The organism is Collinsella sp. AM33-4BH (genome assembly GCF_003469205.1).
GTDB lineage: Bacteria > Actinomycetota > Coriobacteriia > Coriobacteriales > Coriobacteriaceae > Collinsella.
Window position 1 is genome coordinate 33,071 of the sequence record NZ_QSIN01000009.1, and the last position, 15,954, is coordinate 49,024.

The following is a 15,954-nucleotide window of genomic DNA, read 5'->3' on the forward strand; positions in this document are numbered from 1 at the left end:
CAGCGACATGTGTGTTGAAGCACTCGTCTATCCGCACGAGCCCGGCGGCGACCCGTCACAGCCTGCGGATGTACCCGAAGCGGTCAGCGCCGAAGACAAGCTTGCCAAGCGCATCCTCAATAATCTGGGCTTTTGCGGCCATTACATGCATTTTCATGGCGGAGGCGTATCCGGCAAGGCGCCCATCATCTGCCTGCTGGCCAAGCAGCCCGGCGGCGAGATGTCGCAGCAGGAGCTCGGCATGCACTTTGACCTCAAGCCGGGATCGCTTTCCGAGATCCTGTCCAAGCTCGAGCTCAACGGCCTCATCGAGCGCAGCCGTAACCCCAAGGATCGACGGCAACTCACCATTCGCCTGACCGAAACCGGCCGGGAAAACGCCCGCATCGACCAGGCAGCCCGCATCCGCTTTAGAGAACGGGCCTTTAGCGCGCTCACCCACGACGAGCGCGAGCAGCTCGCCGAAATGCTCGAGAAAATCCGTGTAACTTGGGAGGAACTGGATGATTAAAACCCTCATGGGCAGCATCCGCGACTATATGAAAGTCACCGTTGCCACGCCGTTGCTCGTGCTTGGCGAGGTGCTCTGCGAGATGCTGATTCCATTTATCACCGCCAACCTGATCGACGCCATCAAAGACGGCGCCACCGTAGCCGAGATGCTTCCCACCGCGGGCCTTTTGGTGCTCATCGCGCTGACATCGCTGGCTTTTGGCGCCGCGGCAGGCGTCACCTGCAGCCATGCGAGTTGCGGCTTCGCCAAGAACCTGCGTCACGACCTGTTCTACAAGATCCAGACGTTCAGCTTTGCCAACATCGATGAGTTCTCGAGCTCCTCGCTCGTCACGCGCCTGACCACCGATATCAACAACGTGCAGCAGGCCTTTATGATGATCATCCGTATCGCCGTGCGCGCGCCGCTGGTATTGATCTTCGCCTTTACCATGGCGTTTATCATGGGCGGCAGCATCGCCATGGTCTACCTGGTCATCATTCCGCTGCTGGGCTTTGGACTGTTCTTTATCATCTTTAAGGTGCGCCCCATCTTCTCGCGCGTGTTCCACAAGTACGATGCCCTTAACGAGTCCGTCGAGGAAAACGTCACCGGCATGCGCGTGGTCAAGAGCTATGTGCGCGAAGACTTTGAGAAGGAGAAGTTCGCGACCGCCGCGCGCGACGTCCAGATGGACTTCACCCGCGCCGAGAAGCTGCTCGCCTTTAACAACCCCATGATGAACATCTGCGTCAACGGCGCATTTGTCGTCATCATCTACCTGGGCTCCAAGCTCATCATCACGAGCCAGGGAACGCTGTTCGACGTGGGCCAGCTCTCCTCGATCTTTACCTATGGCTTCCAGATCCTCATGAGCCTGATGCAGCTGTCGATGATCTTTGTCATGGTGACCATGGCCGACGAATCGGCGCACCGCATTACCGAGGTGCTGGCCGCCGAGCCCACGATCGCCGATCCCGCCGAGCCCGTGCTCGAGGTCGCCGATGGCTCCATCGACTTTGACCACGTGAGCTTTAAGTATTCCGCGCATGCGAAGCGCCAGGCGCTCGATGACATCGACCTGCACATTAAGAGCGGCGAGACCATCGGCATCATCGGCGGCACCGGTTCGGCCAAGTCCACGCTCGTTAACCTCATCGCCCGCCTGTACGACACCACCGAAGGCGCTGTGCGCGTGGGCGGCGTGGACGTGCGCGACTACGACCTGGACGCGCTGCGTCACCAGGTCGCCATGGTGCTGCAGAAAAACGTGCTGTTTAGCGGCACCGTCGCCGAGAACCTGCGTTGGGGCGACCCGAACGCCACCGACGAGGAAGTCCGCGAGGCAGCGCATCTGGCCTGCGCCGACGAGTTTGTCGACGGTTTCCCCAAGGGCTACGACACCTGGATCGAACAGGGCGGCTCTAATGTTTCGGGCGGTCAGAAGCAGCGCCTGTGCATTGCACGCGCCCTGCTGCGTCGCCCCAAGATCTTGATCTTGGACGACTCCACCAGCGCCGTCGACACCAAGACCGACGCAAAGATCCGCGCAGGACTGGCAAGCTATCTGCCCAACACGACCAAGCTCATCATCGCCCAGCGCATCAGCTCCGTGCAGGACGCAGACCGTATCATCGTCATGGAGGGCGGCCGTATCGCGCAGATCGGCAACCATGACGAGCTACTCAAGACGAGCGAGATCTACCGCGAGACCTTTACCTCGCAAAACAAGATGTCTGCCGAGGGCGAAGGGGCCGTCGAGGCCGACACCGAGGCATCCGCAACGCAAGCTCAGACCCAGGAAGGAGGCGAGGCACATGAGTAAGGCAACGACCGCCGAGCGCGCGCTCAACCGCAAGGGCGGCACCATGTCGCGCCTCATCAAGACGCTCTTTGGCTTCTACCCCGTGCTTTTGCCCCTCGTCGTCGCCGGCGTGGTGCTCTGCGCCATCATCAACTCCATCGGCGCGACCTTCCTGCAGAGCGCCCTGCAGATTATTAGCGAATCGTGGCAGTCGGGCGATTGGGAAGCCGCACAGCCCAAGATTCTGCAGCTCGTGACCACCCTCGCCTGCATCTACGGCGTCGGTGTCCTGTCCTCGCTCTTCTGGAACCGCGCCATGGCTATCGTCACGCAGGGCTCGCTCGAGAAGCTGCGCGAGATGATGTTCAACCGCATGCAGGACCTGCCGATCCGCTACTTCGACACGCACCAGCGCGGCGATATCATGAGCCACTACACCAACGACATCGACACGCTGCGTCAGATGATCAGCCAGTCGCTGCCCAACCTGCTCATGACGATCATCATCATCGTTACGGTGTTCTTTATCATGCTGTACTACAGCGTGTGGATGTGCCTGGTCATCATCGCCGGCGTCGCCTTTATGACCTTTATGACCAAGCTGCTCGGCTCCAACTCCGCGCGCTTCTTTATTGCGCAGCAGACCGAGCTCGGCGTGGTCGAGGGCCATATCGAGGAAGTTATGAACGGCCAGAAGGTCGTCAAGGCGTTCTGCCACGAGTCTGCCGCCGAGGCCGATTTTGACGAGCGCAACGAAAAGCTCTTCGAGGTCTCCCAGAAGGCCAACATGTACGCCAACATCCTCATGCCCATCCTTATGAACCTGGGCAACCTGCTCTACGTGCTGGTCGCACTGGCGGGCGGCATTTTCCTGGCGCTGGGCGTGCCCAACCTGAGCATCTCGGGCATGGCGCTGTCCATCGCAGTCGTAGTGCCGTTCCTCAACATGACCAAGCAGTTCTGCGGACAGATCGGTCAGATCTCGCAGCAGATCAACGCCGTGGTCATGGGCCTCGCCGGCGCCGATCGCATCTTTGAGCTTATCGACGAGAAGCCCGAGGCCGACGAAGGCTACGTAACGCTCGTCAACGCGCAGGTGAACCCCGAGACTTGGGAGTTCGAGGAGGCTGACCACCACACCGGCATGTGGGCATGGAAACACCCACACCGCGCAACCGGCGAGATCGAGTACGTACCGCTGCGCGGCGACCTGGTCATGGACAACGTCGACTTTGGCTACACGCCCGACCACGAGGTGCTGCACGGCGTGTCCGTGTTTGCCAAGCCGGGTCAGAAGGTCGCGTTTGTCGGCGCCACCGGTGCCGGTAAGACGACCATCACCAACCTCATCAACCGCTTCTACGACATTGCCGACGGCAAGATCCGCTACGACGGCATCAACGTCAACAAGATCCGCAAGGCAGATCTGCGCCGCTCGCTGGGCGTGGTGCTGCAGGACGTGAACCTGTTCACTGGCACCGTGATGGACAACATCCGCTACGGCAACCTGGACGCCACCGACGAGGAGTGCATCGCGGCGGCCAAGCTCGCCGGCGCGGACGACTTTATCACCCGCCTGCCCGACGGCTACGACACCATGCTCACCGGTAACGGTGCCCAGCTGTCGCAGGGCCAGCGCCAGCTGATTTCGATCGCGCGCGCCGCCGTGGCCGATCCGCCGGCGATGATTCTGGACGAGGCCACGAGCTCCATCGACACCCGCACCGAGGCTATCGTGCAGGCGGGCATGGATAAGCTCATGGAGGGCCGCACGACGTTTGTCATCGCACACCGCCTCTCCACCGTGCGTAACTCCGACGCGATCATCTGCCTGGACCACGGCCGCATCATCGAGCGTGGCAACCACGACGAGCTGATCGCCAAGCGCGGGTATTACTACCAGCTGTACACGGGTGCATTTGAGCTGGAGTAGGAACGGTTACTGACGGAGGGTGCCCCGGGGCGGCGGGGTAATTCCTCCGTGCTCAAACATTCTCGCTTCGCTGCGAAACTGCGCGCGGAGGAAATACCCCGCCGCTCCGGGGCACCCTCCTGCGCGCAATCAGCCCGTTGTTTAAAACGGAATAAAGGTTAGTGAGGCCCTGGCCGTTTGGCCAGGGCCTCGTTTTGTTAGTCTTTTTGGGACGGGGCTTTTTGACTACTTTGAGGGTGCGCAGGCAGGGCGGCAAAAGTAGCTAAAAAGCCCCGTCCCAAAAAGACTACCCGCGCCAAATGAGCTAGTTGAGGAGTTGGGCCATGGCGTTGACGAATTTTTGTACTTGGAGGGTGGGCTCGAGCGGGTAGTGCAAGAAGACCGGCACCTCGCGGCCACATAGGAACGGCACGCCTACAAAAGCCGGGTGCACGCCCGACCATGCGCCGCAGGTGAGCACCGCGTCGCCCTTTTCCTCCGCCTCGTTAAAGAGTGCAAAGTCAAAGCTATCCACATCGATCACATCCACGCCGCCGTCTGCCAAAAGATCGATACGCAGGCTGTCCATAGCGTCGTTGCCGTGACGGAGCACGCGCAGGCGCATGCCCTCTAGGTCGGCAACCGTAATGCGATTCTTGCGCGCCAGCGGGCTCGCGCGCGGCAGGTCGATATAAAACGGTACGTTAACGATGTGGAGCTTTTGGCAGGCGTCGCCCCAGCGCGGGGTCGAAAAACTCGACTGCACCACATCCACCTCGCGCCCCAGGCTGCGCATAACGGTTTCACGCTCGTCATAGAGGTCGCTCACCGGGACAATTTCAAAGCGCAACGACGGTTCCAACTCGTGCACGCCCGTCCACATCGACAGCGTCTGGCGCCCCGGGCACATCATCGACACGCCCAGGCGCACGGCGCCGCCGTCGCCCGCCGCGCGTCGGGCGCGGCGCAACGCATCCTCGGACTGGCGCATGATCGAGCGCGCATCGTCCACCAGCAGTGCACCCGCCGGCGTCACCTTGACGCCCGAGTGTGAGCGCTCGAACAACGTGATGCCAAACTCGGCCTCGAATCCCGACACCTGCTTGACGAGCGCCGGGGTCGACACGCGCAATTTTGCCGCGGCGCGCGAGAAGCTTCCCAGCTCCGCGGCGGCCGTTATGGCCTCGAGTCGTCGATCGTACACATCAATCTCCCGTTTCCAGACATATGGCCATGCGTTGCCAAAGGGGGTTGTTTTGGCAGGTCACACACTCAATTAAGAACAAATCGTCTCGTAAGCTATAAACCACAGGTTTACGCCATTCTAACAAATATGCAATTCACCTGCGCAAATTCAAAGCATACGATAACCAGCGAAAACCACGTGGGTCGAGTAATGGGAGCGGCCCACAGGGAGGCACAAGAAGGGAAGTTCCTATGAGCAACTGGCTTAAGCTCGAGGGCGATGTCTGCGCTGTGACCGGCGCGCTCGGCGGCATGGGCGTCGAGATCTGCCGCGAGTTCGCCCGCAACGGCGCCAACGTCGTCCTGCTCGACCTGGACGAGGAGAAGGTCAAGGCCGCAGCTGCCGACCTCGCCGCCGAGTTTGGCATCCACGCCGAGGGCTACAAGATGAACACCACCGACGAGGCCGAGGTTCAGGCCGCCGTCGATGCCACCATCGCCGACTTCGGGCGCGTCGACGTCCTTGTCAACACCGCCGGCATCCTGCGCTTTGCCGCTATGGAGGACCTGCCGCTGAGCGACTGGGAGCAGGTGCTCAACGTCAACCTCACCGGCTACTTCATCACCTCGCAGCGCTTTGGTCGCGAGATGATCAAGGCCGGCCAGGGTCGTCTGGTGCACATCTCGACCGTCGCCAGCCACTCCCCCGAGACGTTCTCGGGCGTGTACAGCTCCACCAAGGCGGGCGTCAACATGATGTCCAAGATGCTGGCCGCCGAGTGGGGCCCCTACGGCGTGCGCTCCAACTGCGTCGAGCCCTGCTTTGTCAAGACCCCCATGTCGGCGAGCTTTTATGCCGACCCCGAGGTCGAGAAGAGCCGCAGCCGCCTTATCGCCACGCGCCGCATCGGCGAGGTCAACGATATCGCCAACGCCGTCATGTTCCTGGCGTCCAAGCGCTCGGACTTTACCACCGGCGACGCTATCAAGGTCGATGGCGGCTTCTCCAATATGATGGGCGACCTCACCGCCAAGCCCGGCGGCCGCCGAGCCTTTGCCGACAACTACCTCAAGAACAAGGGTGTCGAGCTTTGGTCTGACGAGTCCGGCGTCGCCAAGCCGACTGACCAGTAAACCAACCCGACAGGGAGGCCCCGCGGACGTGTCCGCCCCTCCCCCGCATCGATTAGAAAGAGTCCAATGGCTTCCACCAACTCCAACAAGGGTCGCACCGTCGTGCTTTCCGCCGCGTGCGTCACCATGTTCTTCATCAGTTCCATCGCGCTGTATTCCGTTGTGAGCAAGAACCTGCTCGCCGTCTATCCCGAGTGGTCCAGCGCTCTTACCTGGGCCTTCCCGGTCTTTCAGACCATCATGGCCGTGACGGGTATCTTCGCCGGTCGCATCTCCGATAAGATCGGCCCCCGCAACGTCGTGATCGCCGCCGCCGTGTGCTACGGCCTGGGCTGGTTCATGTCCGGCACCGTCACCGAGCCTTGGCAGTTCTACCTGTGGTTCTCGCTCGTCGCCGCTGTCGGCAACGGCCTGGGCTACAACCCGGCACTCACCACGGGTCAGAAGTGGTTTATCGACAAGAAGGGCCTCGCCTCCGGCATTACGCTCGCCGCTTCGACCGCCGGCCCCGCCGTGCTGTCCCCGGTGCTCGCCTCGCTGCTCATCCCGAGCCTGGGCATCTTTGGCGCCCTCAAGGCACTCGGCGTCATCTTCTTTGTGACGATCGCCGCCTCCGCCCTGTTCCTGAAGGCCCCCGAGGCCGGCTGGCTGCCCGAGGGCTTCGAGGCCCCCAAGGGCGGCGCACATGCCGGCACCTTCGGCGACCTCACCCCGGGCGAGATGGTCAAGACCCCGCGCTTCTGGGTCCTCATCGTCACCTTCGCCTTTGCCGCCACCGCGGGTACCCTGCTCGTGGGCAAGGTTGCCTCCATCGCCGCCGTCCAGCTCTTCGCCGACCCCACGAGCGCCGCAGCCGTCGCCCTCGGCGGTGTGGTGGTCTCCGTCAACACCTGCGCCAACCTGGTTGGCCGCCTGTCCTTTGGTCAGATCATCGACAAGCTCGGCGCCTATAAGTCGCTGCTCATCAGCCTTGTCGTCACCATCGTCGCCCTCGTCATCATGTCGATGAGCTTTACGCAGAGCATGTTCTTTGTGGCGCTCGCCCTGCTCGGCTTTAGCTTTGGCGCCCTGCTCGTCATCTACCCGCCGCTCACCGGTGGCGCCTTTGGCACCAGCAACATCGGCGTCAACTACGGCATCATGTTCTTGGGCTACGCCGCTTCTACCTGGATCAGCCAGCCCATCACCGCCGTGCTGTATCACGCCGAGGCCGGCAGCGCCGCCTACCAGCAGTCCTTCTACGGCGCCATTGTGATCGCCGCCATCGCCGTCGTGCTCACCGTCTACATGATGGTCTCCGACAGCAAGAAGAAGTCCGCCTAGTTTTACCGATGCGACAAAGGGACAGACCCTTTGTCGCATTCCACCGGTCACCAGTATTAAGGAGTCGAAATGTCTGAGCTCAACCCCGTCCGCATTGCCGTCATCGGCGCCGGCGCCATGGGCCGCAACCACATCCGCTTTGTCACCGAGGAGCCCGAGGCCGAGCTCGTCGCCATCGCCGACGCCTTTGAGGGCGCCCGCGCCACGGCCGAGGCTGCCGGCGTGCCGTTCTTTACCGATCCCGCCCAGATGATGGACGAGGTCAAGCCTGAGGCCGTCATCATCGCCACCCCCAACGACCTGCACCTGGGCGTTGCCCGCGAGGCCATCAAGCGCAACATCGTGCCGCTGGTCGAAAAGCCGATCTCCAACGACCTCGAGGATGCCCAGGCTTTCGCCGCCGAGGCCGAGACCGCCGGCGTGCCCGTGCTCGTGGGTCAGCACCGTCGCCACAACCCCTTCGTCAACAAGGCCAAGGAGATCATCGAGTCCGGCGAGCTGGGCAAGCTCACCGTGTCGAGCTTCCACTACATGATCTATAAGAATGACGAGTACTTCGATGTCGAGTGGCGCCGCAAGAAGGGTGCCGGACCGATCTTGGTCAACCTGGTTCACGACGTGGACCTGCTCCGCTACCTGCTGGGCGAGCCCGTCGCCGTCCAGGGCATGCAGTCCAGCGCCGCCCGCGGTTTTGAGACCGAGGACTCCGCCGTGGTCAACGTCCGTTTTGCCGATGGCGCGCTTGCGAGCATGACCATCTCCGACGCCACCGCCAGCCCCTGGAACTGGGAGGCAACCGCTCGCGAGGATCCGCAGTACCGCCCCTTCTACGCCGACGCCTACTTTATCGGCGGAACCTTGGGTGCCCTTTCGCTGCCCCGCCTGCATCAGTTCTCCTACGACGGCGCCTCCAACTGGCACAAGCCGCTGCAGATGGAGATTCCGGCCGTCGACCCGGCGCTGCCGCACAAGATGCAGCTCAAGCACTTTGTGAAGGTCGTCCGCCGCGAAGTTGAGCCCGTCGTGACCCCCGCCGATAACGTCAAGACGCTCACGCTTCTCAACGCCATCAAGGAGGCCGCCGAGACCGGCCAGCTCGTCGAGCTGTAATGTCTTAAGAGCGGGCCGCGGCAAACTCACCGCCGAGCGCCTTGGCCCGCCGCCAACAAGCCCCCTCTTCTTTGCCCCGCGAGCAGCCTCCTGCCCGCGGGGCTTTTTGCTACTTCGCTGACGATTTTTCTGAGGCGGGGGGCCTTTTTGCGCCTCAGTTTGGTTCGTTCGCCACGAAATGGGCCTATCTACTACGTTTAACCGATCACCCTCAACCATACCGAATTTCGCGAAATAAAAACCGCAGGTAAACGGGTTGCCGATCTTCGGAAAACCCAGGCATGGTCAGCCCCTACGGGTAAAACGTAGTAGATAGGCCGTTTTTGTGGCGCGGCCCCAAAACAGTCTTTTGGGACGGGTGGTATCCTTGGTAGCTCTGTGCTGCAAATGCACCATAAACGCAAGGAGTTCCATGGATCTTATCGCGCAGCTCGCCCACGAGCTCAACCTTAAGGCCGCCAACGTCGAGGCGGCCGTCAAGCTCATCGACGAGGGCAATACTATCCCCTTTATCTCGCGCTACCGTAAAGAGGCCACCGGCGGCATGGATGACGTCGCCCTGCGTGCGCTCGACGAGCGCCTGTCCTACCTGCGCAATCTTGAGCAGCGCAAAGAGGACGTCATCCTGCTCATCGACGCGCAGGGCAAGCTCGCGCCCGAGCTCGAGCAGCAGATTCGCGAGGCCACGCAGCTCCAGCGCGTCGAGGACCTCTATAAGCCCTACCGCAAAAAGCGCATGACCCGCGCGCAGAAGGCCCGCGAGGCAGGTCTGGAGCCGCTTGCCAACATGATCATCATGCAGGCCTCGGCCAAGGGCAGCGCGCTCGACGCCGCCGCGGCATACGTCAACGAGGAGGCCGGTTTCGACACGCCCGAAAAGGCGCTCGCTGGCGCCGCCGACATCGTGGCCGAGACGGTGGCCGAGGACCCCGAGAACGTCGCCGACCTGCGCGCCTTTACGCAAAACACCGCCGACATCGTCGTCGAGGCCACCGACCCCGCCGAGAAGACCCCCTACGAGCCGTACTACAGCTATGATGAGCCGCTGCGTCGCATCCCCAACCACCGTGTGCTGGCTATCGACCGCGGTGAGCGTGAGGGCAAGCTTCGCATACGCGTCAACGTCGACGGCGCTGCCGCTACGGCGCGCCTCGGCAGCCGTTGGCCCCGACGCCAGGGCGTCTTCGCTCCCATCTTCGATGCCGCCATCGCCGATGGTTACAAGCGCCTCATGGCCCCCTCGCTGGAGCGCGAGGCCCGCGCCAAACTCACCGTTCGCGCTCAGACCGAGGCCATCAACGTCTTTGCCAAGAATCTCGAGGGCCTGCTCTCGGCGCGCCCCGTGCGCGGCGCCCGCGTACTCGCGCTCGACCCGGGCTACCGCACCGGCTGCAAAGTCGCCGTCATGGACGAGACCGGCAAGCTGCTCGACCACGGCGTGGTCTACCCCACCAAGCCGCGCCACGACGTCGCCGGCACCAAGCGCGAGCTCGCCCGCCTCGTCAAGAAGGACAGCGTCAACACCATCGTCATCGGCAACGGCACCGCCAGCCGCGAGACCGAGGAAGTCGTCTCGGAGTTCATTACCGAGCAGGCGCCCGGGTTGCGCTACACCATCGTCAACGAGGCCGGCGCATCTGTGTACTCCGCCTCCGAGCTCGCCAGCCAGGAATATCCCGACCTGGACGTCACCGTGCGCGGCGCCATGAGCCTAGGCCGCCGCCTGCAAGACCCGCTGGCAGAGCTCGTCAAGATTCCGCCCCAGTCCATCGGCGTCGGCCAGTACCAGCACGATCTTGACCAAGCCGAGCTTTCGCGCACCCTGGGCTACGTGGTGGAGGACGTCGTCAACCGCGTGGGCGTCGATGTAAACACCGCGAGCGCGAGCCTGCTGGGATATGTATCTGGCATCACACCGAGCGTGGCCAAGAATATCGTGGCCTACCGCGAGGAAAACGGCGCCTTTACCGATCGCCGTCAGCTTAAGAAGGTCCCCAAGCTGGGGCCCAAGGCGTATCTCAACGCCGCGGGCTTCCTGCGCATCAGTGGCGGCAAGAACCCACTCGACGCGACAAGTGTCCACCCTGAGAGCTACGAGGTGGCCACGGCCGTCCTGGAACGCGTCGGCGTTGCGACAAGCGAGCTCAGCCGTGGCGGCGTGCCCGACATCGAGCGCCGCCTGGGCAGCATCTCGGCACTGGCAAGCGACCTGGACTGCGGCACCCTGACGCTCATCGACATCGTCAACGAGCTCAAGAAGCCCGGGCGCGACCCGCGCGACGACGCGCCCGAGGTGGTCTTTAGCCGCTCGGCGCTTTCCATCGATGACCTGGAACCCGGCATGGAACTCAAGGGCACAGTGCGCAACGTCGTCGACTTTGGCGCCTTTGTCGACGTGGGCGTGCACCAGGACGGCCTCGTGCACATCTCCAAGCTGGCCAACCGCTTTGTCAAGCACCCGAGCGACGTGGTGCGCGTCGGTGACACGGTAAAGGTGTGGGTCGAAAAGGTCGATCGGGACCGCAAGAAAATCTCCCTCACCATGGTGCAGGGGAAGTAAACCGTCAAAGCAAGGTACCCCCTGTAGCAACGTGCAAAATCGCGAGTATTCTGCAATTTCCGCCGCTCCGAACGCCCCTCAGAGACAATAACGTCAAAAACAGCCCCCGTTTTAGCGTCATCAGAGCCAAAACGGGGGTTGTTCCGTGCTTCAACCAGCTGGTAAAAGCCTTTACCTTGCTGAATACTCTCAATTTTGCACGGCGCAGGCGGGGGTACCTTTGTCCACGGCAGGATATGGAAGCCTATCACCAACCTACTGGCAAGCTCGTGTCGGCAGCCCCGGCCTTTCCTTTGTCTAGCGCGACCCTCGCGAAGCGCGTGAGCGATAGGGAAAGGAAAGGCCGGGGCGAGCAGCCCGCGGCGTAGTCAGTGTTCGCGTTACGGCAGAATATGGAAGCCCAAAGCGGCGATATCCTTGGCAAAGCCGCGCACGGTATCGAGCGAGACCTCGTACGGGTCGCGACCGATGTTCTTGCGCTTGGCCAGGATGCTGTTGGGCACCGTGATGATCTGGCAACCGCATCCTTCCGCCTGGTAAATGTTGATGAGCTCGCGTGTGGATGCCCACAGGACCTCGCAGTTGGGCTTGGCGGTGGCCTTCTTGACCGACTCCGTCATAAACGGAATGGGATCGACGCCGGTGTCGGCGATGCGGCCGGCAAAGAGCGAGATGATGGACGGCGTCTCGGCGTCAACGGCCTCGACCATCTCGTCGACCTGCGCGGGCGTAAAGATGGTGGTGACGTTGACCTTGATGCCGTCGGCGGAAAGCTTGCGCACCAGCTCGGCCGTGGACTCGCCTTTGGTGGTCACGCACGGAATCTTGACGTAGACGTTATCTGCCCAGGCAGCAATCTCGCGGGCCTCGACCTCCATGGTCTCGACGTCGTCGGCAAAGACCTCAAACGACACGGACACATCGGTGATGTGGGCCAGGACCTCCTTGGCAAACGCGCGGTAATCCGTCACGCCGCCCTTCTTCATAAGGGACGGGTTGGTCGTGAAACCCTGAACGTTGCCGCTCTCGTACATGTCGAGCATGCCCTCGAGGTTTGCACCGTCAGCGAACACCTTGATTGCCATCTGCCTGATTCCTTTCGTTAGCATACGGCCGATAAACTGCTAAACACTTTATCTACGTTTATCAAGGCGTGAACTGCGGTTTTTTATCTTCTCGGCGAACGGTTTTGCAGATTTACCATTTTTATATCGACGCCCCAGCGGCAAAACGTTTTTGCCGATCATTGCGTTTGATTCCGTTCACGGAACAGAAGCAGCGCCTCGCCGGCTCATATTCACAATCGCTCCAAAGCAAAAAGCGGTGACGCCTCGATTGAGACGTCACCGCTTCCGTGTAGGAGCCGGTTATCGGAGCTCCGCCCGATTAGGGCTTAACGTATGCCTGGATTACTCTTCCTCAACGTGATTGATCACAGCACCCTTGGTGTGGATGAAGTTGGGGACGAAGGCAACGACCAGAAGGACAGCGAGAATCGCGTAGACACCGGTGGTACCGAAGGCCTCGGCAGCGCGGCCAAGCGTAATACCAATGACGGAGAAATCGAAGTCGCCGAACGTAGTGTTCTTGAAGCCAAAGACGTCAAGAACGGGCAGGAGCAGGGCCGGGGCAAAGGTGATGAGCAGGCCGTTGACGAAAGCGCCAAGAGCTGCGCCCTTGCGACCGCCGGTAGCATTGCCGTAGATGCCCGCGGTAGCACCGCAGAAGAAGTGGGGAACCATGCCCGGGATGATGAAGATGCCCAGGGTAGCGCCCACGATGAACATACCGACCACGCCACCGATAAAGGAAGCGACAAAGCCGAGGATGACGGCGGTGGGAGCATAGGGGAAGAAGACGGCGCAGTCGACGGCGGGGATGGCACCGGGGATCAGCTTGTTGGAGATGCCCTGGAAAGCCGGGACCAGGTCGGCAAGGATCATACGAACGCCGTTATAGACGATGGTGACACCAACGGCGAAAGACAGAGCGCAGGTCAGGGCATAGACAATCACGTTGTCGCCGCCAGCGGTCTTGGTAACGACCGCAGGATCTGCGATGTAAGCGGCGAAAGCGGTAACCAGGTAGAAGAAGGCCATGGTAAGAGCCGTGGAGATGGTAGTGTCGCGCAGGAAGGCGAACTTCTCGGGAACCTCGATCTTCTCGGTGCTGTTCTCCTCGGCGTCCTTAGCAAAAAGCGTACCGACTGCAGCGGAGATGTAATAGGCGAGTGAACCGAAGTGGCCCATGGCGATTTCATCGCCATCGGTAACCTTCTCGGTGAAACGCTGACCAACGGCGGGAAGCATAGCGCTCACGAGGCCCAGGAACATGCCGCCCACGATGACAAGCTGGACATCCTGGAAGCCAGATGCCTGCAGAACGGCAGACAGCAGGCAGGCCATAAACATGCTGTGATGGCCCGTCAGGAAGATGTACTTAAACTTGGTAAAGCGGGCAATGATAATGTTCACGACATAGCCGAGAATCAGGATCATCATGGTCTGAACGCCGAGCACGCTCTGAGCCATCGAAACGACGACCTCGTTGTTGGGCACGACGCCGGTGATGTGGAAACCGGTCTCGATGAAGGTACCCAGCGGAGCAAGGTTCTCCTGAACAACAGCGGCGCCGGCGGACAGCATGATGTAACCAAGAATGGGCTTCAGGGTGCCCGTCATCACCTTGTGGGCAGGACGCTTAAGCGCGACAAGGCCCACAAAGGCAAATAGACCCATAATCCACGCTGGCTTGGTCAGAATCGATTGGATAAACTCAAGTATGGGAAGGATGGCTTGCATCTGCGCTTCCTTTCTCTCTAACGTGGGCGCGTTTCCCTCTTCCACAGGGAACCGCCCTTTTTTGTGCCGCTTTAGGCGTTAGCGGCGGCCGCCTTGATTGCCTCGAGGGCGTCTTCGCGGATCTTCTTCTTGTTCACATAGCTGCGAACAATCACAACGTTGCCGTGGAGCTCGGGGGCGAGTTCCTTAACGGTGATGAACAGATCCGGATTTGCGGAAGAAGCACCGTTCAGGTCCATAGACTCAACGTCGGCCTTGATGCCCTCCTCCTCGCAAAGCTCCTCGACTTTGCCAGCGAGCATCAGGCTGGACCCGATGCCGTTTCCGCATACGGTGATGATATGCATGGCAACCTTCCTCTCCTACACGTGACGGTTTTCCGTCTATCCAAAAGCGGCGACGCATCGCCGTGCCATTAAGGCCTAAAAGAATGAACGCATGGTCTCCAAAACCTGCTCGGGCGTATCGCATGCGCTGAGCTTGGCAACGCAGTCCTCGTCCTCAAACATCTGCGAAAGCTCCGCCAAGCAGCCAAGATGAGCCTTGGGGTCGGGTGCGCAAATACCCACGAGCACGTGAACCGGATCGAAATCCTCGTGTCCAAACGCAACGGCTGGGTCAAGCGTGACGATACAGATTCCCGCTTCGCTCACATTGCCATCTGCTTGAGCGTGGGGCATGGCGATGCCCTCTTCCAAGACCATATAGGGGCCGAATTTGTGAACCGATGAAATCATGGCGTCAACATAGCTCTGGTCGCATTTGCCAGCGTCTACGAGCAACTTACCGCATGCCCTGATCGCTTCCTCCCAGTCGGAGGCCTCGACGTGGCAGGCAACAAGCTCGGGTTTAAGAAGATCGGTCAGCATACTCGTCCCCTACTCCTCGGGCAGGATGTGAAAACCAAGCGCCTGAATGTCGCGGGCAAAGCCCTTGACCGTATCAAGCGAGTACTCAAGCAAATCTTTCCCGAAATTCTTGCGTTTGGCAAGAAGGGCATTGGGGACCGTAATGATCTGGCATCCAACGGACTCCGCCTGGAAGATATTGAGGACCTCGCGCGTAGACGCCCAGAGAACCTCGGCAGCAGGCTTAACGGCAGCCTTCTTTACGGACTCCGCCATGAGGGGCAGCGGATCGACGCCGGTATCGGCAATGCGACCGGCAAAGATGGACAGAATAGAGGGGGTCTCAGCAGAAACGGCATCGACAAACTCGTCGACCTGCTCGGGCGTAAAGATAGTGGTGACATTCACCTTGATGCCGTCGGCAGAAAGGCGCTTGACCAGCGCGGCAGTGGACTCACCCTTGGTGTTGAGCGCCGGGATCTTAACGTAGACGTTGTCTGCCCAGGTTGCGATCTCGCGAGCCTCGGCTTCCATACCTGCCTCGTCGTCGGCGAATACCTCAAAAGAGACCGACACATCAGTAATGTGCTCAAGAACCGTCTTGGCAAAAGCGCGGTAGTCGGTCACGCCGCCGGCCTTCATAAGGGAAGGATTGGTCGTGAAGCCCTGAACGTTGCCATTGTCATGCATGTCAAGCATGCCCTCGAGGTTAGCGCCGTCGGCAAACACCTTGATCGCCATGTTCGGTCCTTTCTCATCTAACACTATTGCTATCGAAAGCCTT

Annotated in this window: 13 protein-coding genes; 7 read left to right on the forward strand and 6 right to left on the reverse strand. The window is 61.0% G+C overall.

Annotated features, from left to right (window positions below):
* Window positions 1–7 precede the first annotated feature (7 nt).
* From DW821_RS07705 to DW821_RS07715, 3 genes are read left to right on the forward strand one after another with little or no spacing between them, the layout of a single operon-like run.
* Window positions 8–511, forward strand: a complete 504-nt coding sequence (locus DW821_RS07705) for a MarR family winged helix-turn-helix transcriptional regulator (protein ID WP_118066331.1) — start codon at window positions 8–10, stop codon at window positions 509–511.
* On the forward strand, window positions 504–2,318 hold the full coding sequence (locus tag DW821_RS07710) for an ABC transporter ATP-binding protein (protein WP_118066333.1): 1,815 nt from the start codon (window positions 504–506) through the stop codon (window positions 2,316–2,318). Before DW821_RS07705 ends, DW821_RS07710 begins: the two co-directional genes overlap by 8 nt.
* Complete coding sequence (locus DW821_RS07715) at window positions 2,311–4,230, forward strand: ABC transporter ATP-binding protein (protein WP_117716362.1); 1,920 nt, start codon at window positions 2,311–2,313, stop codon at window positions 4,228–4,230. The genes DW821_RS07710 and DW821_RS07715 overlap by 8 nt, the downstream gene beginning before the upstream one ends.
* 304 nt (window positions 4,231–4,534) lie before the next feature.
* On the opposite strand, the gene DW821_RS07720 is transcribed toward DW821_RS07715, so the two are convergent.
* Window positions 4,535–5,413, reverse strand: coding sequence for a LysR family transcriptional regulator (locus DW821_RS07720; RefSeq protein ID WP_118066335.1), 879 nt, complete (start codon window positions 5,411–5,413; stop codon window positions 4,535–4,537).
* 233 nt (window positions 5,414–5,646) lie between these two features.
* On the opposite strand from DW821_RS07720, the gene DW821_RS07725 reads away from it, so the two are divergent.
* The 4 genes from DW821_RS07725 to DW821_RS07740 all read left to right on the forward strand — a co-directional run bounded on the left by DW821_RS07725 (window position 5,647) and on the right by DW821_RS07740 (window position 11,521).
* Window positions 5,647–6,528, forward strand: coding sequence for an SDR family NAD(P)-dependent oxidoreductase (locus DW821_RS07725; RefSeq protein ID WP_118066337.1), 882 nt, complete (start codon window positions 5,647–5,649; stop codon window positions 6,526–6,528).
* A gap of 66 nt (window positions 6,529–6,594) precedes the next feature.
* Window positions 6,595–7,851 (forward strand): MFS transporter, encoded by a 1,257-nt coding sequence (locus DW821_RS07730; RefSeq protein ID WP_118066339.1) that lies wholly within the window; start codon window positions 6,595–6,597, stop codon window positions 7,849–7,851.
* Window positions 7,852–7,920: 69 nt separating this feature from the next.
* A complete protein-coding gene (locus tag DW821_RS07735) occupies window positions 7,921–8,961 on the forward strand; it encodes a Gfo/Idh/MocA family protein (RefSeq protein WP_118066341.1) in 1,041 nt (346 codons plus the stop codon).
* Between the two features lie 412 nt (window positions 8,962–9,373).
* Complete coding sequence (locus DW821_RS07740; protein ID WP_118066343.1) at window positions 9,374–11,521, forward strand: Tex family protein; 2,148 nt, start codon at window positions 9,374–9,376, stop codon at window positions 11,519–11,521.
* A gap of 380 nt (window positions 11,522–11,901) precedes the next feature.
* Here DW821_RS07740 and DW821_RS07745 read toward each other — a convergent pair whose 3' ends face one another.
* From DW821_RS07745 to DW821_RS07765, 5 genes are all read right to left on the reverse strand, one after another.
* Window positions 11,902–12,606 carry a transaldolase gene (locus tag DW821_RS07745; RefSeq protein WP_233553026.1) on the reverse strand — a complete coding sequence of 235 codons (705 nt, stop codon included), beginning with the start codon at window positions 12,604–12,606 and terminating at the stop codon, window positions 11,902–11,904.
* A 324-nt stretch (window positions 12,607–12,930) separates the two neighbouring features.
* On the reverse strand, window positions 12,931–14,322 hold the full coding sequence (locus tag DW821_RS07750) for a PTS ascorbate transporter subunit IIC (protein WP_089573144.1): 1,392 nt from the start codon (window positions 14,320–14,322) through the stop codon (window positions 12,931–12,933).
* Window positions 14,323–14,393: 71 nt separating this feature from the next.
* Window positions 14,394–14,669 carry a PTS sugar transporter subunit IIB gene (locus tag DW821_RS07755; protein ID WP_022094539.1) on the reverse strand — a complete coding sequence of 92 codons (276 nt, stop codon included), beginning with the start codon at window positions 14,667–14,669 and terminating at the stop codon, window positions 14,394–14,396.
* A 75-nt stretch (window positions 14,670–14,744) separates the two neighbouring features.
* Window positions 14,745–15,191, reverse strand: a complete 447-nt coding sequence (locus tag DW821_RS07760; RefSeq protein WP_117582968.1) for a PTS sugar transporter subunit IIA — start codon at window positions 15,189–15,191, stop codon at window positions 14,745–14,747.
* A gap of 9 nt (window positions 15,192–15,200) precedes the next feature.
* A complete protein-coding gene (locus DW821_RS07765) occupies window positions 15,201–15,911 on the reverse strand; it encodes a transaldolase (protein ID WP_117564350.1) in 711 nt (236 codons plus the stop codon).
* Window positions 15,912–15,954 lie beyond the last annotated feature (43 nt).